This is a genomic window from Actinomycetospora lutea, from assembly GCF_028737205.1.
Lineage (GTDB): Bacteria > Actinomycetota > Actinomycetes > Mycobacteriales > Pseudonocardiaceae > Actinomycetospora > Actinomycetospora lutea.
Map to the genome: position 1 here is coordinate 28,809 of NZ_JAQZAL010000035.1, position 22,446 is coordinate 51,254.

The window sequence follows — 22,446 nt, forward strand, 5'->3', positions numbered from 1 at the left end:
GGAGCACCCTCCGTCACGCCGGTACCGTGACCCGCATGCCGTCCGACGAGCACGAGCTGTTGCCGCTGGGGACCGGCTTCGACGTCGTGCGCCGTGGGTACGACCGCGGTCAGGTCGAGGAGCACCTCGACCGCGTCGAGGCCGACCTGCGCATCCTCACCGCCGACCGTGACGCGGCGGTCGCCCAGGCGACCGAGCTCGCGCGGGCGCTCGACCACCACCGTGCGCATGTCGAGGACCTGCGCGCGCAGGTCGACCGGCTCTCGGCCCCGCCGGACACCATGGAGGGCCTCTCCGAGCGCCTGCAGCGGATGCTGCGCCTCGCGCAGGACGAGACCCGGTCCATGCGCGACGAGGCCGCCGACGCCTCCCGGCGCATCCGCGAGGAGGCCGACGAGTACGCGCGCCGCACGATGAACGGCGCCGACGAGCACGCGCGCAAGACCGCCGCGGAGGCCGAGCAGCGGGCCCGCCGCACGGTCGAGGAGGCCGACGAGCAGGGCCGCGGCATGCTCGAGGAGACCCGCCGCCAGGCCCGCGAGATCCACGAGCGCGCGGAGGCCGAGGCCGAGCAGGCCCGCCACCGCCACGACGAGGGCCTCGCCGACAACGAGCGCCGGCGCCACGCGATGGAGGAGGAGCACCGCTCGCTCATGGAGGGCGCCCGCGCCGAGGCCGCCCGCGTGCGCCAGGAGGCCGAGCACGAGCGCGACCGCCTCGAGACCGAGGGCCGGGCGTCGCGCGAGCAGGTCGAGCACGACTTCGCGGTCGCGATGGCCGCCCGCCGCCGCGAGGCGATGCGCCAGCTCGAGGCCGACGAGAAGGCGTCGCGGGAGCGGGCCGACAAGTACGTGCAGGAGGCGTCCGAGGAGGCCCGGCGCCGGCTGCGCGAGGCCGACGCCGAGGTCGCCGACATGCGGCGCCTGCGCGACCGGGTCGGCCAGCAGCTGGCGTCCCTGCGCCAGGCGCTGGGGGCCCTGCCCACCGTCGACTCGTTCCCCGACGAGGCCCCGGGCGACGGCCGCCCGGTGCTGCCCGACCCGCCGCACGCCAACGGCACCGGCCACGAGGCGGGCGGGACGGACCTCGGCGGCGCCTCCGCGCCCGAGCAGCGCAGCGCGGCACCCTCGTCGCGCTAGGAGCGGCTGGGGAGCCGGTCACGAGCGCCGGTCACGAGCGCCGTGCGCGGCGCCAGCAGCCGGTGTGCCAGTGCCGGCGCTCGTTGTCCGCCTCGGACTCGCGCGCGGTCTCCCACGCCACCACGTGCGGCGTGCCCGGCGGGATGTCCTGGTGGCAGCCCGGGCAGACGTAGGTCTTCGTCGCCGCGGAGCCGCTGATCGAGCGCACCGTCCAGCCGTCCTCGTCGCGCACCCACCCGCCCCGCAGCGGAGGGGGCTCCGGGGCGGGGCGGGCGGGGCGCGGAGGCCGTCGGGGCCGGCGGGCCACTCCTACTTCTTCTGGTAGTCCCGGAAGCCCTGGCCGGTCTTGCGGCCGAGACGCCCGGCGGTGACCAGGTGCTCGAGCAGCGGCGCGGGCGCGAACCCGGGGACGCGGAACTCCATGTACAGCGAGCGCTCGATCGCCAGCGACACGTCCAGGCCCACCACGTCGAGCAGCGCGAACGGCCCCATCGGCAGTCCGCAGCCGTTCTTCATGGCCGAGTCGATGTCGTCGGCCCCGGCGTAGTTGGCCTCGAGCATCGCCACGGCATCGTTGAGGTACGGGAAGAGCAGGGCGTTGACGATGAACCCGGCGCGGTCGCCGCAGAGCACCGGGTGCTTGCCGATCTTCGCGGTGACGGCCCGCACGGTCGCCGTGACGTCCGGGGCGGTGGTGATCGGGCTGACGATCTCCACCAGCTTCATCACCGACGCCGGGTTGAAGAAGTGCATGCCGATCACGTCGTCGGGGCGCTGCGTGGCGGCCGCGCACTCGACGACCGGCAGCGACGACGTCGTGGTCGCGAGGATCGCGCCGGGCTTGACGACGTCGTCGAGCGCACCGAACACGGCCTGCTTGACCTCGAGGTCCTCGGCGACCGCCTCGACGACGAGGTCGCAGTCGGCGAGGTCGTCGAACGTCGTGGTCGGGCGGACGCGGGCGAGGGTCTCGTCGCGGGCGCCCTCGGAGAGCTTGCCCTTGACCACGGCCTTCTCCAGCGACTTGCGGATCCCGGCGACGACGCCCTCGCCCTTGGCCTCGGTGCGCGCGCGGACGACGACGTCGTAGCCGGCCTTCGCGAAGACCTCGGCGATGCCGGTGGCCATCGTGCCCGTGCCGACGACGCCGACGGTCGCGACCGGGCGCTGGTCGGCGGCCTCCTCGCCCGGGGGCGGCGGGGTCAGGTTGTCGGCGACGATCTCGGGCGAGCCGGGGGCGGCGTAGGTGTAGAAGCCGCGCCCGGACTTCCGGCCCAGCAGCCCGGCGGTGATCATCTGCTTGAGGATCGGGGCCGGGGCGTGGCGCTGGTTGCGCGACTGCCGGTACATCGTGTCGAGGATCTCGTAGGCCGTGTCGAGGCCGATGAGGTCCATGAGGGCCAGCGGGCCCATCGGGTAGCCGCAGCCGTAGCGCATGGCCGCGTCGAGGTCCTCGCGCCCGGCGTAGTGGGACTCGAACATCCCGACGGCCTGGTTGAGGTAGGTGAAGAGCAGGTTGTTGGCGATGAAGCCGGCGCGGTCGCCGCACACTACCGGGCTCTTGCCCAGCGCCACGGCGAGGCCGGTGACGTCGGAGAGCACCTCGGGGTCGGTGACGACCGTGCGCACGACCTCGACCAGCGCCTGCACCGGTGCCGGGTTGAAGAAGTGCATGCCGACCACCTGGTGCGGGCGCTCGGTGCGCACCGACAGCTCGGTGATCGACAGCGACGAGGTGTTCGACGCGAAGATCGTCTCCGGGCCGCAGACCTTGCTCAGCGCCGCGAAGACCTCGGCCTTGAGCTCGAGGCGCTCGGGCACGGCCTCGACCACGAGGTCGACGTCGGCGAGGTCGTCGAGGGTGGTGGTGACCCGCACCCGGCCGAGCAGGGCCTCGCGGTCGTCGGCGGCCAGCTTCGAGCGGTCGACGGCCCGCTGGGTCGACGCCTCGAGGGTCTCCCGGCCGTGGGTCGCCGACGCCTCGTCGACCTCCACCGCGACGACCTCGATGCCGCCGCGGGCGAACACCTCGACGATCCCGGCCCCCATGGTGCCGAGACCGACCACTCCGACCCGGGCGAATTCGCGCGCCACGCCGTCACCTTCCTGCCGCCGACCAGTGCCAGGTACTGCTGTCCGGGGAAGGCTCCCACCTGCCCCGGGGCGCGATCCTGCCATGGTCGGCGATGTCTCACCCGGGTCCGACGGACGGGTTCGTACCAGCGGGTAACTTGACCGTTCCGGTAGGTCCGGGCACCCGACGGGCCAGGAGCAGGGCCCCGACCAGCGCCGCGAGCACGAATGCGCCCGCCGCGACCGCGAACCCGGCGGCGATCCCGGCCGGGGCGGCGGTGCGGCCGGGTGCGTCGGCGTCCGCCGAGATCACCACCGCGCCGATCACCGCGATGCCCAGCGTGCCGCCGAGCTGGCGCACGGTCTGGACCACGCCGGAGGCCTGGGTGCGCTCGGTGTCCGCGACCCGGGAGAGCGCGTCGGTGTTCGTCGGCGACAGGGTGAGCCCGAGACCGACGCCGACCAGGGCCATCCCGGGGGTCTGGATGGCGTAGTGCAGGCCCGGCAGCGCGAGCATCCACGCGACGGTGCCCACCGCGCACAGCACGAGCCCGGTGAGCACCGGGCCCCGCACGCCGGCCCGGTCGAACCAGCGACCGCCGATCTGCGCGGCGAGGGTCAGCGGCAGGATCAGCGGCAGCACCGCGAGCCCGGCCTGCATCGGCCCGAAGGCGAGCAGCTCCTGCAGGTAGATCGAGCTGTAGAGCACGAGCCCGAGCAGCCCGAACTGCACGAACCCCGTGACCACGGCGGCGCCTGTGAAGCCCCGGTCGGCGAACAGCCGCACGTGGATCAGCGGGTCGGGGGCGCGGAGCTGCCGCACCACGAACCAGCCCGTGGCCGCGAGGCCCACGGCGAGCAGGGCCAGCACCGGCGCCGACGCACCGTCGGCCCCCGCGCCCTGGATCGCGACCGTGGTCAGCGCCAGGCCCGCCACCACGAGCAGGACGTCGAGCGGGCGGACCCTGGTGCCGGGCACGCGCCGGGCGGGGACCGGGGCGATCGCCACGAGCACGAGCGTCGCGATGCCGACCGGGACGTTGAGGAAGAACACCGCGCGCCAGGACACGTACTCGGTGAGCAGGCCGCCGATGAGCGGCCCGAGCGCCACGAACACCTGGCTGATGCCGGCGTAGAGCGCCATGGCCCGGCCCCGCTCGCCGGGCCCGAACGCCGCGATGACGATCGCGCCCGACACCGGCACCATGAGCGCCGCGCCGGCGCCCTGCAGGGTGCGGCAGGCGATGATCGTCGCCTCGCCCAGCGGGCCCGCCGGCGCTAGCCCGCAGCCCACGGACGCCAGGAAGAACAGGGTCACCCCGGACCGGAACGCCCGCCGCGGCCCGAGCAGGTCCGCGGCCTTGCCGCCGAGTGCCACCAGGGCGGCGAGGGCCAGCACGTAGGCGTTGACCACCCACTGCTGGGCGGCCGGGTCGAGCGAGAGCTCGCGGCCCATCGTCGGCAGCGCGACCGACACCACGGTCTGGTCGAGCATGATCATCGACAGCGAGCCGGTCATGGCGACCAGCACGAGCCAGCGGCGCGGATCCCCCGGTATCCCGGCGACACGCTGTCGGAGATCTTCGGTCACCCGGGTGAGCCTGGCCTACCGGCGACCGCTCACCAAGACACCGGACGCGTGATCGAGTGGCTCAGCGACGCCGGCCGTAGAGGACGCTCACGAGCCCCGCGAGGACCTTCACGACCCAGCCCGGGCGGTCGAACGTCATGACGTTGACGCTGCGGAAGCGGCGCTCCGAGATGGCGAGGGGCCGTGTGAACTCGCGCAGCCCGTCGACGCCGTGGATGCGCCCGAAGCCGGAGTCGCCGACCCCGCCGAACGGCAGCGACGGGATGCCGGCGAAGGCGATGACGCCGTTGACCGACACCATGCCGGCGCGCAGCCGGCGGGCGACCTCGTGCCCGCGCTGCCGGGCGAACACCGAGGCGCCGAGGCCGTAGCGCGAGGCGTTGGCCCGCTCGACGGCCTCGTCGATGTCCCGCACCCGGTTGACGACCACCGTCGGGCCGAAGGTCTCGTCGGTGACGGCGCTGGAGTCCTCGGGCACGTCGGCGAGCACGACGGGGTCGACGTAGGGCGCGCGCACCGACCCGCGGCCGCCGACGACCGCGCGGGCGCCGCGGGTGAGCGCGTCGTCGATCTGGCCGGAGATGACGCCGAGCTGGGAGGGCATGGTGATGGGCCCGTACGGCGAGTCCGGCGCCCCGCCGGGCGTCAGGGTGGCGGCCCGGCGGGCGACCCGGTCGAGCAGGTCCTCGGCCACCGTGTCCACGACGTAGACGCGCTCGACGCCGACGCAGGTCTGGCCGGCGTTCGACATCGCGCCCCAGACCACGGCCGCGGCGGCGTCGTCGAGGTCCGCGTCGGCATCGACGAGCAGGGCGTCCTTGCCGCCGCACTCGACGAGCACCGGGGTCAGCGACTCGGCGCAGGTGGCCATGACCTTCTTCGCCGTGGCCGTCGAGCCGGTGAACGCGACCTTGTCCACGCCCGCGCGGCACAGGGCCGCGCCGGTCTCGCCCTCGCCGGTGACCAGCTGGAACACCGCGTCGGCGTTGTGATCGGGGCCGACCGCCTCGGCGAAGGAGTCGACCAGCCACCGCCCGACGCCCGGGGTGAGCTCGCTGGGCTTGAAGACCACCGTGTTGCCCGCGGCGAGCGCGTACGCGATGGAGCCCATCGGCGTGAACACCGGGTAGTTCCAGGGTCCGAGCACCCCGACGACCCCGACCGCCGCGTACTCGACGGTGGCCTTGTGGTTGATCATCAGCAGGCCGGCGGCGGCGTTGCGCGGCCCGAGCACCTTCTTCGCGTGCGTGGCCGCCCAGTGCAGGTGGTCGAGCGCGAGGATGCCCTCGATGCGCGCGTCGTCGAGCGGCTTGCCCGTCTCGCGGCTGACCACCGCGGCGAGCTCCTCGCGGCGCCGGTCGATCAGCTGACGCCAGGCCGCGAGCTTGTGCGACCGCCCGTCGAACCCGAGGTCGGTCCACCACCGCGTGGCCGGCCGCGCCCGCGCGACCGTCGCCTCGACCTGCTCGGGCGTCTGCCGCGGGTAGGACGCGATCACCTCGCCGGAGCGGGGATCGAGGGAGTCGAAGGTGTCCTGGTGAGGGCGCCGGTCGTCCGCGGGCACCGTCCCCGCGTCGCGGGTGCTCGTCATGGGGCGAATCTACGCACCAGTAGCGGTCAGACGCGACTGTTCGTTCGTGTGGCACCGGGCTCAGGACGGGACGGCATCAGGACACGGCGGCCCGGATGCGGTCGGCGGTCGCGTCGAGGCTCGCCCGTCCCGGCCGCGTCCACGCCGCCAGCAGCCGCAGCCCGTCGCCGCGCCGGCGCGGGATGACGTGCAGGTGCACGTGCCACACGGTCTGCCAGGCGACCGCGCCGTCGGCGAGCAGCAGGTTCACGCCGTCGGCGAGCCCGGCGGCGCGCAGGCCCGCGGCCACGCGCCGCGCCAGCGCCCACATCGCGGCGCCGTCGGCGTCGGTGGTGTCGGCGAGGTGCGCCGCGTGCGCCCGCGGCACGACGAGCACGTGGCCCGGGGTGACCGGTCGGAGGTCGAGGAACGCGACCGCCCCGTCGGAGGACGCGACCACGCTCGCCTCGCCGCGCCCGTCGACGATGCGGCAGAACACGCACTCGCCGTCGACCTCGGCGGGCAGGTGCTCGCGCACCCGGCCCCGCCCCGGGCGCCGCGCGAGGGCGCGCGCCAGCCGACCGCCCACGGTGCTCAGAACAGCCGGAACTCGTCGACCTCGGCGCCGCGCAGGGCGTCGTAGTCGAGCGTCACGCAGCGGATACCGCGGTCGGTGGCGAGCGTGCGCGCCTGCGGCTTGATCTGCTGCGCGGCGAACACCCCGCCGACCGGCGCGAGCAGCGGGTCGCGGTTGAGCAGCTCGAGGTAGCGGGTCAGCTGCTCGACGCCGTCGATCTCCCCGCGCCGCTTGATCTCCACGGCGACCGACGCCCCGCCGGCGTCGCGGCAGAGCAGGTCCACCGGGCCGATCGCCGTCGGGTACTCGCGGCGCACCAGCGTCCAGCCCTCCCCCAGCGTCGCCACGTGCGCGGCCAGCAGCTCCTGCAGGTGGGCCTCGACGCCGTCCTTGACCAGGCCGGGGTCGACGCCCAGCTCGTGGCTGGAGTCGTGCTGGATCTCCTCGAGGGTGATCGTCAGCGTCTCGTCGGCCTTGTTCCGGACGGTCCACACGCCAGGTGACTCGGTGAGCCAGCACGGCGGGCTCATCCAGTTCAGCGGCTTGTAGGCCCGGTCGTCGGCGTGGACGCTGACCGACCCGTCCGCCTTGACCAGCAGCAGGCGCAGCGCGCTCGGCAGGTGCGCGGTCAGGCGGCCGTCGTAGTCGACCGTGCAGCGGGCGATGACGAGGCGCACGGGCCCACCGTAGGAGACGAAGCGGAGCGGAGCTCGACCGGTCAGCACGGGGAGACGGGTGCCGTGGATCATCTGGCGGTGTGGACGCCCCGGTGACGACGAGCAGCCGCGAGATCTACGCGAACCCCTGGATGACCCTGCGGGAGGACACCTTCCGCCGGGCCGACGGGTCCGGCGGCGTGTACGGCGTGGTCGACAAGCCCGACTACGCGCTGGTCGTGGCGCTCGAGGGTGACCGTCTCGCCATGGTCGAGCAGTACCGCTACCCGCTCCGGCTGCGGCGCTGGGAGTTCCCGCAGGGCACCGCGCCCGACCGCGCGGAGATGCCGGCGCAGGAGCTCGCCGCCCGCGAGCTGCGCGAGGAGACGGGCCTGACCGCCGCGACCTGGACCTACCTGGGCCTGCTCGACGTCGCCCCCGGCCTGTCCTCCCAGCGCGGCCGGGCCTTCCTCGCTACCGACCTCGCCGCCGGCGCGCCCGAGCGCGAGGCGAGCGAGGCCGACATGCGCTTCGCCTGGCTGACGCGCGCGGAGTTCGAGGACCGCGCGCGCCGCGGCGAGATCACGGACGCCCAGACCCTCGCCGCCTACACGCTCCTGCTGCTCCGCTCGTCGTAACCGGGCGTGACACCCCCGGCGCGCGGGCAGAGTGGGGGCATGGCGTTGGTGCGGCTCGGGCCGCTGTCGGTGCCCACACCCGGCGAGGTGCTCGACACGAGCCGCGCGGTCGTGGGCTGGGTCGGCGAGGTCGTGGACGTGGGCGCGCGCCTGCCCGGGCGCGTGGAGTCCCTGCTCGACGAGGTGACGCGCCTGGTCGGCGTCCTCGGACAGCTCGCCGAGCGCGTCGACGGGCTCGTCGACCGCGCGGACACCATCGTCGTCCGCGTCGACGGCGTCATGGAGCGCGTCGACGGGGTGCTGGGCGAGGCCCGCCGGATCACCGACGGGGCGAACGAGGTGGTCGGGTCCGCGCGCAGCATCACCAGCGGAGCCGAGGAGGTCGTCGGCAGCGCCCGGAAGATCACAGAAGGGGCCGACGAGGTGGTCGGGTCGGCGCGGCTCATCACGTCCGGCGCCGACGAGGTGGTCACCTCGGCGCGGGCGATCACGAGCGGTGCCGAGGAGGTCGTGGGGTCCGCCCGGTCGATCACGTCCGGCGCGAGCGAGGTCGTCGAGTCGGCGCGCTCGATCACCTCCGGTGCCGACGAGGTGGTCGGGTCCGCCCGCCAGATCACTTCGGGCGCGAGCGAGGTCGTCGAGTCCGCGCGCTCCATCACCAGCGGCGCCGAGGGCGTCGTCGGCAGCGCCCGGGAGATCACCGAGGGCGCGCGCGGGATCGTCGACGGCGCCGGCGCGACGAGCCGGTCGGCCCAGGAGCTGCTCGACGTCTACCGCCCGATGCTCGAGCGCGCCGCCCCGCTGGCCGGCAAGTTCGTCGACGAGCTCAGCCAGGAGGAGGTCGACGCGGCGATCAAGCTGGTGGACGAGCTGCCGCAGTTCACCGAGCACATGGTCACCGACATCATGCCGATCCTCGCGACCCTCGACCGCGTCGGACCGGACCTGCACGAGCTGCTCGACGTCACCAAGGACCTGCGCCGCGCGATCGACGGCATCCCGGGCTTCTCGTTCCTCAAGCGCCGGGGCGCCGCGAAGGACGACGAGGCCGGCGAGGAGACCGAGGAGGAGCTCACCGCGGCCCGTCAGGACTGATCAGCACGGCCTGCGTCTGCGTCGTCCGCGCGACGAGGCGCCCGCGGTCGTCGGTGAGGTCGGTCTGCACGACGATCTGGGTGCGCCCGGAGTGCACCGGACGCGCGGTCGCCCGCACGTCGGAGCCCGACACCGCGCGCAGCAGGTGCGTGCCCGACTGCGTGGTCGCCGTCCGGGCGCCCTGGGGCAGGCCGAGGTAGGCGCACACCGCGCCGGTGGTGTCGGCGAGCGTCATCAGCGCGCCGCCGTGCAGCAGCCCGGCGAGCGTCGTGTTCGCGTCGGACCACGGCAGCACGGCCACGGTCTCGGCGGCGCTCGCGGTCTCGAGCCGGATGCGCAGGCCGGCGGCGAAGGGCATGGCGGCGATGAGCTCGTCGGGGGTCACGGGGACAGCGTCGGGCCCCACGCCGGTGATCGTCCATGACCTACGAGGTCATCGACCCGCCTACCGCGCCCCGGTCAGGCTCCCCCTCACCACGACCTCACCACGACCGAGGAGGACCCCATGGCCACCGACAGCATCGACCGCTACCTCGCCGCCTGGAACGCGACCGACCCGTCGGCGCGCCGCGACGCGATCGCCGCCGCGTTCACCCCGGACGCGCGCTACGTCGACCCGCTCGCCGACGTCCACGGCCACGACGGCGTCGACGCGCTGATCGCCGGCGCGCAGGAGCAGTTCGCGGGCCTGGTGTTCTCGCGCGGCGACGTGCTCGACGCCCATCACGACGTCGTCCGCTTCACCTGGCACCTCGGGCCCGCGGGCGCCGAGCCCGTCGTCGTCGGGTTCGACGTCGCCGAGATCGCCCAGGACGGGCGCCTGCGCACCGTCCACGGCTTCCTCGACAAGGTCCCCGGCTAGTCAGGCCCCCGCGACGGGTGCCGGCGAGGGCGAGTCGAGACCGTTCGCCTCGCGGACGACGTCGACGAACTCGCCCATGATCCCGGTCAGCGAGTAGGTCTTCGGCGTGACGATGCGCTGGACACCGAGGCGCTGGAGCTGCTCGGCGTCGGCGGGCGGGATGATCCCGCCGACGACCACCGGGATGTCGTCGGCATCCGCGCGGGCCAGCCCGTCGAGCACCGCGGGCACGACCTCGAGGTGCGAGCCGGACAGCACCGACAGGCCGACGACGTGCACGCCCTCCTGCACGGCGGCCGCGACGATCTCGGCCGGCGTCAGGCGGATGCCCTGGTAGATGACCTCGAAGCCGGCGTCGCGGGCGCGCACGGCGATCTGCTCGGCGCCGTTGGAGTGCCCGTCGAGGCCCGGCTTGCCGACGAGCATGCGCAGCGACGCGGTGCCCATCTCCTCGGCCGTCTGCTTGACGCGGGCCCGCACGGCGGCGAGCTCCGCAGGGGCCTCGCCGGCACCCGAGGTCGCGCCTGACGCTCCGGCCACGCCGGTCGGGGCGCGGTAGGACCCGAACACCTCGCGCAGCGCGCCCGCCCACTCCCCCGTCGTGACGCCCGCGCGGGCGCACTCGAGCGTGGCCTCCATGAGATTCTCGTCGCCGCGGGCGGCCTCCTGCAGCCGCGTCATCGCGGCGTCGGCGCGCGCCTGGTCGCGCGAGGAGCGCCAGTCCGCCACCGCGCGGGCGGCCTCCTCCTCGACCGACTTCTCCACCGTGAAGATCGCCTCGGCGCCCTCGGCCTGCAGCGGGCTGGGCTCGGTGGAGGTGAACTTGTTGACGCCGACGACGACGTCCTCGCCCGACTCCATCCGCTGGCGGCGCGCCGCGAGCGACGACACCAGCTGCGACTTCATGTAGCCCGAGTCGACGGCCGGCACCGCGCCGCCCATCTCGGCGACCTTGGCCATCTCCGCGCGGGCGCCCTCGACGATCGCCGCGGTCTTGGCCTCCATGACGTGCGAGCCGGCGAAGACGTCGTCGTGGTCGAGCAGGTCGGTCTCGTAGGCCAGCACCTGCTGCATGCGCAGCGCCCACTGCTGGTCCCAGGGGCGCGGCAGGCCCAACGCCTCGTTCCACGCCGGCAGCTGCACCGCGCGGGCCCGGGCGTCGCGCGACAGCGTCACGGCGAGCATCTCCAGCACGATGCGCTGGACGTTGTTCTCCGGCTGCGCCTCGGTGAGCCCGAGCGAGTTGACCTGCACGCCGTAGCGGAAGCGGCGCATCTTCTCGTCCTCGACGCCGTAGCGCTCGCGGCACAGCTCGTCCCAGAGCTGCGAGAACGCGCGGAGCTTCGCGATCTCCTCGATGAAGTGCAGCCCGGCGTTGACGAAGAACGAGATGCGCCCGACGACCTGGGCGAACTTCTCGGGCGGCACCTGGCCCGAGTCGCGCACCGCGTCGAGCACCGCGATCGCCGTCGAGAGCGTGTAGGCGACCTCCTGCGTCGGCGTCGCCCCGGCCTCCTGCAGGTGGTAGCTGCAGATGTTGATCGGGTTCCACTTCGGGACGTTGAGGTACGTCCACGCGATCATGTCGGTGATCAGCCGGACGCTCGGCGCCGGCGGGAACGCGTACGTCCCGCGGGACAGGTACTCCTTGACGATGTCGTTCTGCGTGGTGCCCGCGAGCTTCTCGCGGTCGGCGCCGTGCTCGTCGGCGACGGTGACGTAGAGCGCCAGCATGTACATCGCCGTCGCGTTGATCGTCATCGACGTGTTGGCGTCGTTGAGCGGGATGCCGTCGAACAGCGCCCGCATGTCGCCGAGGTGCGACACCGGCACACCGACCTTGCCGACCTCGCCCTTGGCGAGCTCGTGGTCGGGGTCGTAGCCGGTCTGCGTGGGCAGGTCGAAGGCCACCGAGAGCCCGGTCTGGCCCTTCTCCAGGTTGCGCCGGTAGAGCTCGTTCGACGCGCGTGCCGACGAGTGGCCGGCGTAGGTCCGCATGACCCAGGGCCGGTCGCGGGCGTCGTCGCTGGGGTAGGGCACGTCAGGTACCTCCGCTGCACTTCGTCACCTGGCGGATGACCCGCTGATGTTACCGACGGGTCTCGGCCACGGAATCGCACGAAGGATGCCGTGGGACACAGGATCGGTCAGGATGGGACCGAGCGCGGACGAGGGAGACATGCCATGGTCGGGTCGATCGGGGAGATCGTGCTGGCGATCGCCATGGTCGTCCTGCTCGCCGGCATCCTGCGCTGGACCTTCGGCCGCGGTCCGCAGGGCGCGGTGCCCGACGAGACCGGCGACCTGGGCCTGCTCGAGACCGTCGCCGTCGTGCCGACGCGCGAGGCCGCCGACGTGCTGGTGGCGAAGCTCGCGCGCGAGAAGGTGCGGGTGACGCTCAGCCACGGCGTCGAGGGCTGGCGCCTGCTCGCGTTCCCGAGCGACGCCGACGACGCCCGCGTGGTCCTCCGCGCCATGTGAGCGATCTTCGGGGCTATAGCCCCGAAGTTCGCTCACGTACTCAGCGCTGGGGCGGCGCGACGATCCGGTGGATGCCGCCGCCGAGGGCGGCGAGGTTCTCGACGAACAGCGGGTAGCCGCGGTCGATGTGCGCGACGTCCCAGACCTCGGTCTCGCCGTCGGCGCACAGCCCGGCGAGCACCAGGCCCGCGCCCGCGCGGATGTCCGAGGCCCACACCGGCGCCGACGAGAGCCGGCGCACGCCGCGGACCACGGCGTGGTGGCCGTCGGTGCGCGCGTCGGCCCCGAGCCGGACCATCTCCTCGACGAACCGGAAGCGCCCCTCGAAGACGTTCTCGGTGATCATCGAGGTGCCCTCGGAGATCGCCGACAGCGCGATCGCCATGGGCTGCAGGTCGGTGGCGAAGCCGGGGTAGGGCAGCGTCACCCAGTCGACGGAGCGCGGGCGCCCGTCCATGACCACCCGGAAGCCGCCGTCGAGCGCGGAGACCTGCGCGCCGGCCTGCCCGAGCCGGTCGAGCACGAGGTCGAGGTGGTGGGGGTCGACGCCGCGCACGGTGACGTCGCCGCCGGCCATCGCCGTGGCGAAGCCCCAGGTCGCGCCGACGATCCGGTCGCCGATGACCCGGTGCGTCGTGGGCGTGAGCGGCCCGCCGCCGTGGACGGTGAGCGTCGAGGTGCCGCCGCCCTCGATCTTGGCGCCCATCTGCTGGAGCATCGTGACGAGGTCGACGATCTCCGGCTCGCGCGCGGCGTTGTCGATCACCGTGGTGCCCTCGGCGAACACGGCGGCCATGAGGATGTTCTCGGTGGCCCCGACGCTGGGGAAGTCGAGCCAGATCTGGGCGCCGCGCAGGGTCTCGGCGCCGGCGACGACGCAGCCGTGCGAGATCTCGCTCGACGCCCCGAGCAGGCGCAGGCCCGCCTGGTGCATGTCGAGCGGGCGCGAGCCGATGGCGTCACCGCCGGGCAGCGGCACCACCGCGCGCCGGCAGCGCGCCACCAGCGGGCCCAGCACGCACACCGAGGCCCGCAGCCGCGACACCGAGCGGTAGTCCGCCTCCGGGGTCAGCTCGGCCGGGACGTCGATGGTCACCGTGTCGCCCGCGACGGCCACCGCGCACCCCAGGCTGCGCAGCACGTCGGCCATCAGCGGGACGTCGAGGATCTCCGGACAGTTGGTGATGACCGTCCGGCCCTCGGCGAGCAGCGCGGCCGCCATCAGCTTGAGCACGCTGTTCTTGGCGCCGACGACGTCGACCGCCCCGGAGAGGGGCCCGGAGCCGTGCACCACGAAGTGCTCGTTCATCGCGCCGGAACGCTACCCGCCCGCCACGGACCGGCCGTCGCCAGCACCCTCGACGGCGCCGTCGGCCGCCATCCGGTCCGGTCGGCGGGGCACCACCATGGGCGTCCCGGTCTCCGGGTCGGGCAGGACACGGCAGGCCAGGCCGTAGACGTCGGTGACGAGCTCCTCGGTGAGGACGTCCTGCGGCGACCCGGTGGCGGCGACCACCCCGCCCTGGCGCGTGCCACCACGGCCGCCAACCCGGCGTTCGCCGGCAGGGCGGCGGACGTCGGCGCGTTCTACGGCGGCCAGTGGGGTGCCTACGTCCCCGGGGACTCGCGCGTGACGTCATGAACGAGCTCGGCTTCCGCACCCCGCCGCAGATCGAGGCGCTCGCGCCCCGGGCGGCCGGCTCGTTCTACGTGTCGCTCTCGGGCGAGCAGGTCGGCCTGCTGTCCTCCGACCTCACCGTCGTCTTCCCGATCAACGCGAGCGCCGACGCGATCCGCACCGACCCGGTGCTCTCGCGGACCCCGGCCGCGACGTCCGGCCACCTCGTCGTCCTCGACGACAAGACCACCAGCGACGCGTTCTCGTCCGGCTCGGTGCCCGGCACCGCGGCCGCGCTCGACCGCGCCGCGCCGCTGTTCGCGCGGGCGCTGCAGCGCTGATCACGGCGACCACGGGGTCGGTCGGCGTCCCTAGACTGACCCCGTGGCCGTTCACCTGACCCGGATCTACACGCGCACCGGCGACGACGGGACCACCGGTCTCTCGGACTTCTCGCGCGTGCCCAAGACCGACCCGCGGCTGTCGGCCTACGCCGACTCCGAGGAGGCCAACGCCGCGATCGGCGTGGCGCTCTCGGTGGGCGCGCCGCCCGAGGCGATCGTCGCGCCGCTGCAGCAGATCCAGAACGACCTGTTCGACGTGGGCGCCGACCTGGCCACCCCGATCGTCGAGAACCCCGAGTACCCGCCGCTGCGCGTCACCGGGCGCCAGATCGAGCGGCTCGAGGGCTGGTGCGACGAGTTCAACGAGGACCTGCCCAAGCTGAACTCGTTCATCCTGCCCGGCGGCACCCCGGCGGCGGCGTACCTCAACGTCGCGCGCACCGTCACCCGTCGCGCCGAGCGCAGCACCTGGGCGGTGATCGCGGCCGACCCCGAGCGCACCAGCACGCTGCCGGCGCACTACCTCAACCGGCTCTCGGACCTGCTGTTCATCCTCGGGCGGGTCGCCAACCCCGGCGGCGACGTCCTGTGGGTGCCGGGCGGGCCCGAGGAGCAGCGCTGACGTGTTCGACGAGCGCTCCGCGCGGGGCCTCGCTCCCGCGGTGCGGGCGCCCGGTCGTCGCCGGGCCCGGATCGGGCCCGCGGCGGTGTTCCCGGCGTCTCAGCCGAACGCCTTCCCCTCGCCGCGGTAGGTCGGGACGGTGCGCACGAGCTCCCCGTCGCGGACGAGGTGGTACTCGGTGACGTGCTCGGCGAGCTCGCCGGCCTTGGCGTGGCGCATCCACACCCGCTCGCCGAGCGCCGGGACGCGGCGGCCCCGGACGGGCGTCTGCACCTCCCCCGCGCCCTCGGTGCCGGTGAGGACGAGGTCGCCGGGGCCGAACGGCGTGGGCAGGCGGGACGCGGCGGCCGGGCCCGAGGCCACCCAGCCGCCGCCGGCCAGGGTGGCGTGGCGGGCGTCGGGTCGGCGCACCACGGGCAGCGCGTAGGCGACCGCGGGCCGCGGGTGCATGCGGGTGTAGCCGTCGAAGAGCGTCGAGCCGATCAGCGCCGAGCCGGCGGCGATCTCGGTGACCGAGGGGTCGGCCCGCGTCGTCTCCACGCTGCCGCTGCCCCCGCCGTTGACGAACTCCAGGTCGGCGACCTCGCGGACGGCGCGCACCACCGCACCCCGGCGGGCGGCCAGCTCGCGCGCCGAGCGCGCCTGCATCCAGCGCACCGCGGCGTCGCGCGGGCGGGGACTCGTCGCGTCGGGCACGCCCGCGATCTGGCCCTCGTAGGCCATGAGCCCGACCAGGCGGAACCCGGGGCGCGCCGTGATCGCGCGCGCGAGACGGCGGGCGTCGTCCGGGGTGCGCACCGGCGAGCGGCGGGCCCCGACGTGCAGGCCGGGCAGCGGACGCCAGGCCGCGTCGAGGTCGAGGCAGACGCGCAGCGCCGGGTGGTGCGCGCCGACGGCGTCGTCGACCAGGTCGAGGTGCTCGACGGCGTCGACCATCAGCGTCACCACGGCGCGGGCGCGCTCGTCGGCGGCGAGCCGGCGCAGCGCCGCGCGGTCGACCGTGGGGTAGCCGACGAGGACGTCGTCGCCGGTCCCGAGCTCGGCGTGCCAGAGCGCCTCGCGCAGCGAGTAGCCCATCAGCCGCCCGGCGCCCGCCCGCTCGATGAGCGCGCGGCACCGCACGGACTTGGTGGCGAGGCGGATCGGGAGCCCGGCCGCGCGCACCAGCAGGTCGTCGCGGTTGGCGTCGAAGGCGTCGAGGTCGACGACCGCGAACGGCGGGTCGAGGTCGGCGGTCGCGCGATCCCAGTCGCTGATCACCGGCCCACTCTGGCACCTGCGCGGAGGCTACGGTGCCGCCATGGCTCGCGGTGTGTGGCGCAACTGGGCCGGCACGGTCGCCGCGACGCCCGCCCGCGTCCACCACCCGCGCTCCGTCGACGACGTCGTCGCCGCCGTGCACGCGGCGCGCGGCTCCCACCTGCGGCCCCGCGGCAGCGGCCACTCGTTCACGCCGCTCGCGGCCACCGGCGGGCACGCGCTCGACCTGCGCGGATGGACCGGGATCGAGGCCCTCGACACCACCACCGGCCGGGTCCGCGTCCGCTCCGGGACGACGCTGCGGGCGCTCAACGCCGCGCTGGACGCGCACGGGCTCGCCCTGGAGAACCTCGGCGACATCGACGTGCAGACGATCTCGGGTGCCGTCGCGACGGGGACGCACGGCACCGGCGCCCGCCTCGGCGGCCTCGCCACCCAGGTCGTCGCGCTCGACCTCGTGCTCGCCGACGGCACGGCCGTCGCGTGCTCGGCCGGCGAGGAGCTCTTCGAGGCCGCGCGGGTCGGGCTCGGCGCGCTGGGTGTCGTCACCCACGTGACCCTGCAGTGCGTGCCGGCCTTCGCCCTGCGGGCCAGCGAGCGCCCGGAGCCGCTGGAGGACGTGCTCGGGAACCTCGACGGGCTCTTCGACGAGGCCGACCACGTCGAGTTCTACTGGTTCCCCTACGGCGCGCAGGCCCTGGTGAAGCGCAACCACCGGGTGCCCGTCGCCGAGGCCCTCGCTCCCCTGCACCCGGTGCGTCGGTTCGTCGAGTACGACCTCGTCGAGAACGCCGCCTTCGGCACCCTGTGCCGGATCGGGCGCGCGCTCCCCCGCACCGCGGTCCCGCTGGGCCGCCTCGCCTCCGGTGTGCTGTCGGCGCGCGAGTACGGGGACCGCTCGCACCGCGTGTTCGCCACCACGCGCCGGGTGCGGTTCGTCGAGTCGGAGTGGGCAGTGCCCCGCAGCCGGCTCGCCGGGGTGCTCGACGAGCTGCGCGCGCTGGTCCCGCGCCTCGAGCACCCCGTGCTCTTCCCCGTCGAGGTCCGCGTCGCCGCCGCCGACGACGTCTGGCTCTCCACCGCGCACGGCCGCGACACCGCCTACGTCGCGATCCACCAGTACGTCGGCGCGCCCCGCGCGGAGTACTTCGCGGCGTTCGGCGCGATCGCCGCGGCGGCCGGCGGGCGCCCGCACTGGGGCAAGGAGCACCACCTCGACGCCGCCGCCCTCGCGCCACGCTACCCGCGCTTCGACGACGTCCGCCGCGTGCGCCGCGACGTCGACCCCGCGGGCCTGTTCACGAACGAGCACCTCGACCGGGTGCTCGGGCCGGGCTGACCAGGGTCCGACTAGCGGTCGAGGCGGATCGCGTCGGCCATCCCGACGACGACCTCGCGGTCGCCCTGGTAGGGCTCGCGGCCGTGGGCGGTGCGGATGTTGTCGACGACCATGACGTCGCCCGCCTGCCACGGCTCGCTCACCGTGTGCGCGGCGTACACGTTGTTGATCAGGTTGACCACGTCCTCGCCGATCGGCTCGCCGTTGCCGAAGCGCGTGGTGAACGGCAGCCCGTCGGGCCCGTAGGACTCCACGAGGTACTCGCGGATGTCGGGGTCGAGCGTCCACTCGTTGAGGAACGCGATCTGGTTGAACCAGCAGGGCCGTCCGTCGACCGGGTGGCGCACGACGGCGCGGCGGCGCTGGCGGGTGCTCAGCGCGTCGCCGTTCCAGCTGAACTCGATGCCCTGGCTGCGGCAGTAGTGCTCGACGGCGCCGCGGTCGGTGGTGCCGAAGGCCTCCGCCCACGACGCGCCGATCTCGTCGTTGTAGTTGCGGACCAGCATCCAGCCCTCGTGGTCGAGCCGCTGCACCAGCGCCGGGGGCAGCGCCTGGAGGACGGCCCCGGCGTCGCCGACCGGGGTGGCGCCACCGGCGGCGGCCGGGGTGAGGCAGGCGAAGAACATGAAGGCCGGCGGGTCGGGCAGGTAGCTCAGCTCGTTGTGCAGGCACATCTGCTGGGTGGCCGGCCACGGGGTGGCGGAGTACAGACCGTTCCCGAGCGCCGTGCGGGCCGCGAAGGCCTCCCGCTCGGCCAGGAGGCCGACGGCCGCGAGACGCCCGAACACGGCGGCCGTCTGCGCGTGGTCGCGCACGCCGAGTCCCCGGATGAGCACCGAGCCGTGGCGGGCGACGATCTGGCGCACGTCGTTGCGGTGGTAGGCCGCCCAGCCGACCGGGTCGGGGCCGGGGCTCACCCACAGGATCGGGGGGTGGCCGGGCCGGAGGTCGAGGTTGCCGGCGGCGGGCTGCTGCATCGTGGACGACATCTGGTGGCTCCGAATCGGGATCGGGTAGGCGGATCGGGAATCAGGCGCTGGACGCCGGCGGGGCGGGCAGCTTGTCGGGCAGGATGTGGCGGCCGGTCAGGCGCGCCATGGCGCCGTAGTGCTCCTCGCGCCAGAGCGGGGCGTAGACGGTCTCGAGGTACCGCTCGCCGGAGTCGGGCGCCAGGGTCACGGCGGTCAGGCCGGGCCTGCCGTGCTCGGACAGCCAGGAGGCCGCGCCCGCGACGACGGTGCCGGTGGACCCGCCGAAGAGGAACCCGCGCATCGCGAGGCGCTGGCACATCCGCAGGGTCTCGGTCTCGGGGACCACGACGACGTCGTCGACCATCGAGCGGTCGAGCGCGGGCGGCGTCATGCCCATCCCCAGGCCCGGGATGCGGCGGGTGCCGGCCTCGCCGCCGAAGCTCACCGAGCCCTCGACGTCGACCGCGACGATCTTGACGTCCGGGCGGTGCTGCTTGAACCAGCGGGCGGTGCCCATCAGCGTCCCGCAGGTGCCCGCACCGACGAACACGATGTTGACGTGGGGGAAGGTGTGGGCGATCGCCGGGCCGGTCTGGGCGTAGTGGGCGCCGGCGTTGGCGGGGTTCTCGTACTGGTTGAGCCAGACGGCGTCGGGGTTCTTCGCGCAGATCGAGGCGAGGTGCTCGAGGCGGGCGCCCAGCAGGCCGGTCTGTGGGTGCGGCACGTCGACCACGTGGACCTCGCCGCCGAAGGCCTCGATGAGCCGGCGGGTCTGGATGTTGCAGCGGTCGTCGGTGACGCAGATGAAGCGGTAGCCGTGGTTCGCGCACACCATCGCCAGGGCGACGCCGAGGTTGCCCGACGACGACTCGACGACGATCGACCAGGGGTTGAGCAGGCCCTGGGCCTGGGCCGCCCCGATCATCGAGGCCGCCGCCTTGAGTTTCACGGAGCCCGCGAAGTTCATGCCCTCGACCTTGAGGAACAGGTTGTGCTCGACGATCGCCCTCAGGTCGATGAAGAGGTCGTCGGTGTTGTACTGCTGCGGGGCGGAGATGATGGTCATGGCGACCTCCTCGGTTTCGCTGTCGTCGTCTCGGTGGGACTCCGAGAATCCACGGCCGCGCCCCGCGCCGACATCGCCGCCGCGCCAGCCTTCCCGGCCCGGGGGGTCAGGGTCTTGTCACCTCGGGGTGAGGGGGTGCGTGAGATCGCGTCGTGGTCCACCGCCGGGCCTCCCGTCAGCCCGTCGCGGGGGTGAGGAGCACCGCGACGTACACGGCCGCCGCGACGGCCAGGGCCGTCACGAGGACCACCAGGGCGATCCACAGCGCCTTGCGGCCCGTGCTCCCTCCGGTGTCCGGCGCCGGTGGCGCCGCCGGCGCCGGGTCGGTGAGCGCGCTCGTCGACGCCCGGTCGGCGGTGCGACCCGGCTCCTCCGTGGGCGGGCGCGGGTGGCGGACCGGCGCGAGGGACGGCGAGCTCTCGTAGGCCCGCATCCCCGCCGGTGGCGCGCCCGCCCCGGCACCCCGGCCCCGGTCGCCGGCTCCGCCCGACCCACCCGTCACGGGCCGGACCCCGGTCCCCCGCGCCGGCGGCCCGGGCGGCCGGCCCGGGCGCATCGCCTGCCCCGACGTGCGGGACGGTCCCCCGGCTCCACCGGGAGCGCCGGGAGCACCGGGGCCACCGGGAGCGCCGGGGCCACCGGGGCCCCGGGTCCGTGGACCGTGCGCACCGCCCGTCGACGTCGACCGCGCCCCGGGACGCAGGGCCGCCGTGGTGTCGGCGTCGCCCGGGGTGCCGGAGGTGGCGGTCGCGGTCCGGGCAGCCGCGGGGGGCACGGCCGTCGTGGGCGCGTCCACCGGTGAGGCGGCGTCCGACCGCTCGGTCCCGCCCCGCCGGGACGCGACGGGTGGCCCGGGGTCGAGCGCGGGGCGCTCCCACTGCGCGGTCGTCGGCGTCGAGGGCACCTTCGCCCCGGTCCCCGCGTCGAGGGCCGCCCGGGCCGCGGCGGCGAGGGCCCCCGCGCTCGCGGGCCGCTGCTCGGGGTCCTTGGCCAGGCCCGCGGCGACCACGGCGTCGAAGGCCTCGTCCAGGCCGGGGACCGAGCGCGAGGGCGCGGGCGGGGTCGAGTACAGGTGCGCGGTCATCAGCTCGGTGAAGTCGTCGAGCGGGAACGGCCGGCTCCCGGTCAGGCACTCGAACAGGAGGCACGCCAGCGCGTAGACGTCGATCCGGTGGTCGCCCCCGCCGGAGAACCGCTCGGGCGCCATGTAGTCGAGGCTCCCGATGAGGACGCGGGTCCCGGTGAGGGGCGCGCTGTCGTCGCCCCCCAGCGAGCGGGTGATCCCGAAGTCGACCAGGTAGGCGAACTCGTTGGCGCCGACCGCGTCGTCGACGAGGACGTTCGACGGCTTCACGTCGCGGTGGACCAGGCCCGCGTGGTGGGCGGCGTCCAGCGCGGAGGCGACCTGCTCGACGATCGCCACCGCGCGCGCGGGCGGGAGCCGGCCCTCGGTCACGAGGATGCGCTCGAGGTCGGCGCCCCCGACCAGGCGCATGTCGAGGAAGAGCTGCCCGTCGATCTCGCCGTACGAGTGGATCGGGATGACGTGCGGGCTGCTCAGCCGCGCGACCAGGCGGGCCTCGCGGCGGAAGCGCCGCTGGTACTCCTCGTCGCGCGCCCCCTCGACGGTGAGGCGCTTGAGCGCGACGACCCGGTCGTGCTCGGTGTCGTGCGCCTCGAAGACCTCACCCATCCCGCCGCGGCCGACCACGCGGAGTAACTCATATGGCCCGAACCGTTCGGCCATCCCGGACACCCCCCTCCGACCGGTCGACGCTGTTGACACTATGTCGCACGAGCCCTCGAACGTGATACACCGAACGGCGTACTCTCACTCGAATGTGACCGTTCGTGACCGTCGCCGGCAGGACGGCGGCAGCGCGGACCCCGTCCGAGGAGGCGACGCATGACCAGCGACGGGGGCCGCCCGACGAGCTTCCTCGAGGTGTGGCGACCCGGGGGCGTCGAGGTGGTCCTGCTCGCCGGCCCGTCGATGACCGTCGGACGCGACGAGGGCAACGGGATCGTGCTCGACCACGACGGCCAGGTCTCCTCGCTGCACGCCGTGCTGCAGTCCTACGGGTCGGGCTGGGCGATCCGCGATCTCGGCAGCACCAACGGGACCGTCGTGGCCGGTGAGCGCCTCCTCGCCGAGCGCGCCCTGCGTCACGGCGACGCGATCCAGGTCGGCACGACCCGGATGGTGTTCCGCGGCGCCGCGAGCCGCGCCGCGCCCACGACGGCCCCGCGGAAGGCGCCGGAGCTCACGCGCCGTGAGCGCGACGTCCTCGTCGCCCTGTGCCGGCCGTTGTTCTCGGGGGCCGTGTTCACCGAGCCCGCCACCGCGCGCGCCATCGCCGCGGAGCTCGTCGTCTCCGAGGCCGCGGTCAAGCAGCACCTCCTGCGCCTCTACGACAAGTTCGAGCTGGAGCCGACGAGCACCCGGCGCCGCGTCGAGCTCGCCAACGCGGCGCTGCAGCGGGGTGCGGTCACCCCCGCCGAGCTCACCTGACCGACGGTCCTTCCGGGTCGAGCTCCCCTATC

Annotated in this window: 23 protein-coding genes; 9 read left to right on the plus strand and 14 right to left on the minus strand. The window is 74.5% G+C overall.

The genetic code is table 11. From position 1 onward, the window contains the following. The first annotated feature begins 35 nt into the window (after positions 1–35). A complete protein-coding gene (locus PHK61_RS27390) occupies positions 36–1,139 on the plus strand; it encodes a DivIVA domain-containing protein (RefSeq protein ID WP_274284195.1) in 1,104 nt (367 codons plus the stop codon). A gap of 31 nt (positions 1,140–1,170) precedes the next feature. Here PHK61_RS27390 and PHK61_RS27395 read toward each other — a convergent pair whose 3' ends face one another. From PHK61_RS27395 to nucS, 6 genes are all read right to left on the minus strand, one after another. After that, positions 1,171–1,446, minus strand: coding sequence for a hypothetical protein (locus PHK61_RS27395; RefSeq protein ID WP_274284196.1), 276 nt, complete (start codon positions 1,444–1,446; stop codon positions 1,171–1,173). A gap of 2 nt (positions 1,447–1,448) precedes the next feature. Continuing rightward, a complete protein-coding gene (locus PHK61_RS27400) occupies positions 1,449–3,233 on the minus strand; it encodes a 3-hydroxyacyl-CoA dehydrogenase family protein (protein WP_274284197.1) in 1,785 nt (594 codons plus the stop codon). 97 nt (positions 3,234–3,330) lie between these two features. Beyond that, a complete protein-coding gene (locus PHK61_RS27405; protein WP_274284198.1) occupies positions 3,331–4,803 on the minus strand; it encodes an MFS transporter in 1,473 nt (490 codons plus the stop codon). Positions 4,804–4,864: 61 nt separating this feature from the next. Beyond that, complete coding sequence (locus tag PHK61_RS27410) at positions 4,865–6,394, minus strand: aldehyde dehydrogenase family protein (RefSeq protein ID WP_274284199.1); 1,530 nt, start codon at positions 6,392–6,394, stop codon at positions 4,865–4,867. A 76-nt stretch (positions 6,395–6,470) separates the two neighbouring features. Continuing rightward, entirely contained in the window at positions 6,471–6,962 is a 492-nt protein-coding gene (locus PHK61_RS27415; protein WP_274284200.1) for an HIT family protein, read from the minus strand. Positions 6,963–6,967: 5 nt separating this feature from the next. Then, positions 6,968–7,627, minus strand: coding sequence for an endonuclease NucS (nucS, locus tag PHK61_RS27420; protein WP_274284201.1), 660 nt, complete (start codon positions 7,625–7,627; stop codon positions 6,968–6,970). A gap of 131 nt (positions 7,628–7,758) precedes the next feature. On the opposite strand from nucS, the gene PHK61_RS27425 reads away from it, so the two are divergent. Together PHK61_RS27425 and PHK61_RS27430 are read left to right on the plus strand one after the other, a co-directional pair. Then, entirely contained in the window at positions 7,759–8,244 is a 486-nt protein-coding gene (locus PHK61_RS27425) for an NUDIX domain-containing protein (protein ID WP_274284222.1), read from the plus strand. 39 nt (positions 8,245–8,283) lie between these two features. Continuing rightward, positions 8,284–9,339, plus strand: a complete 1,056-nt coding sequence (locus PHK61_RS27430) for a methyl-accepting chemotaxis protein (protein WP_274284202.1) — start codon at positions 8,284–8,286, stop codon at positions 9,337–9,339. On the opposite strand, the gene PHK61_RS27435 is transcribed toward PHK61_RS27430, so the two are convergent. Next, positions 9,317–9,724: a PaaI family thioesterase gene (locus PHK61_RS27435; RefSeq protein ID WP_274284203.1), complete on the minus strand. Its 408-nt coding sequence runs from the start codon at positions 9,722–9,724 to the stop codon at positions 9,317–9,319. The genes PHK61_RS27430 and PHK61_RS27435 overlap by 23 nt on opposite strands. 120 nt (positions 9,725–9,844) lie before the next feature. On the opposite strand from PHK61_RS27435, the gene PHK61_RS27440 reads away from it, so the two are divergent. Further along, complete coding sequence (locus PHK61_RS27440) at positions 9,845–10,201, plus strand: nuclear transport factor 2 family protein (protein WP_274284204.1); 357 nt, start codon at positions 9,845–9,847, stop codon at positions 10,199–10,201. Here PHK61_RS27440 and PHK61_RS27445 read toward each other — a convergent pair whose 3' ends face one another. Beyond that, positions 10,202–12,241 (minus strand): protein meaA, encoded by a 2,040-nt coding sequence (locus PHK61_RS27445; protein WP_274284205.1) that lies wholly within the window; start codon positions 12,239–12,241, stop codon positions 10,202–10,204. Positions 12,242–12,385: 144 nt separating this feature from the next. On the opposite strand from PHK61_RS27445, the gene PHK61_RS27450 reads away from it, so the two are divergent. Next, positions 12,386–12,682, plus strand: a complete 297-nt coding sequence (locus tag PHK61_RS27450) for a hypothetical protein (RefSeq protein ID WP_274284206.1) — start codon at positions 12,386–12,388, stop codon at positions 12,680–12,682. Between the two features lie 40 nt (positions 12,683–12,722). Here the strand turns inward: PHK61_RS27450 and murA are convergent, their stop codons facing one another. Together murA and PHK61_RS27460 are read right to left on the minus strand one after the other, a co-directional pair. Then, positions 12,723–13,991, minus strand: a complete 1,269-nt coding sequence (murA, locus tag PHK61_RS27455; protein ID WP_274284207.1) for a UDP-N-acetylglucosamine 1-carboxyvinyltransferase — start codon at positions 13,989–13,991, stop codon at positions 12,723–12,725. Between the two features lie 12 nt (positions 13,992–14,003). After that, a complete protein-coding gene (locus PHK61_RS27460; RefSeq protein WP_274284208.1) occupies positions 14,004–14,198 on the minus strand; it encodes a hypothetical protein in 195 nt (64 codons plus the stop codon). Between the two features lie 122 nt (positions 14,199–14,320). Here PHK61_RS27460 and PHK61_RS27465 point away from each other — a divergent pair, with 122 nt between their 5' ends. Beyond that, complete coding sequence (locus PHK61_RS27465) at positions 14,321–14,641, plus strand: TroA family protein (RefSeq protein WP_274284209.1); 321 nt, start codon at positions 14,321–14,323, stop codon at positions 14,639–14,641. A gap of 43 nt (positions 14,642–14,684) precedes the next feature. Beyond that, positions 14,685–15,266, plus strand: coding sequence for a cob(I)yrinic acid a,c-diamide adenosyltransferase (locus PHK61_RS27470; protein ID WP_274284210.1), 582 nt, complete (start codon positions 14,685–14,687; stop codon positions 15,264–15,266). Between the two features lie 99 nt (positions 15,267–15,365). Here PHK61_RS27470 and PHK61_RS27475 read toward each other — a convergent pair whose 3' ends face one another. Then, positions 15,366–16,526: an alanine racemase gene (locus PHK61_RS27475; RefSeq protein ID WP_274284211.1), complete on the minus strand. Its 1,161-nt coding sequence runs from the start codon at positions 16,524–16,526 to the stop codon at positions 15,366–15,368. A gap of 40 nt (positions 16,527–16,566) precedes the next feature. Between PHK61_RS27475 and PHK61_RS27480 the strand changes: the two genes are divergently transcribed. Continuing rightward, the gene (locus PHK61_RS27480) at positions 16,567–17,865 is read left to right on the plus strand and encodes a D-arabinono-1,4-lactone oxidase (protein ID WP_274284212.1); all 1,299 of its coding nucleotides are present in this window, start codon (positions 16,567–16,569) and stop codon (positions 17,863–17,865) included. 11 nt (positions 17,866–17,876) lie between these two features. Here the strand turns inward: PHK61_RS27480 and PHK61_RS27485 are convergent, their stop codons facing one another. From PHK61_RS27485 to PHK61_RS27495, 3 genes are all read right to left on the minus strand, one after another. Further along, complete coding sequence (locus PHK61_RS27485) at positions 17,877–18,854, minus strand: TauD/TfdA family dioxygenase (protein ID WP_274284213.1); 978 nt, start codon at positions 18,852–18,854, stop codon at positions 17,877–17,879. 40 nt (positions 18,855–18,894) lie between these two features. After that, positions 18,895–19,902 (minus strand): 2,3-diaminopropionate biosynthesis protein SbnA, encoded by a 1,008-nt coding sequence (sbnA, locus tag PHK61_RS27490; RefSeq protein WP_274284214.1) that lies wholly within the window; start codon positions 19,900–19,902, stop codon positions 18,895–18,897. A gap of 175 nt (positions 19,903–20,077) precedes the next feature. After that, entirely contained in the window at positions 20,078–21,649 is a 1,572-nt protein-coding gene (locus PHK61_RS27495) for a serine/threonine-protein kinase (protein WP_274284215.1), read from the minus strand. A gap of 159 nt (positions 21,650–21,808) precedes the next feature. On the opposite strand from PHK61_RS27495, the gene PHK61_RS27500 reads away from it, so the two are divergent. Continuing rightward, positions 21,809–22,414, plus strand: a complete 606-nt coding sequence (locus tag PHK61_RS27500) for an FHA domain-containing protein (protein ID WP_274284216.1) — start codon at positions 21,809–21,811, stop codon at positions 22,412–22,414. Positions 22,415–22,446: the final 32 nt, after the last annotated feature.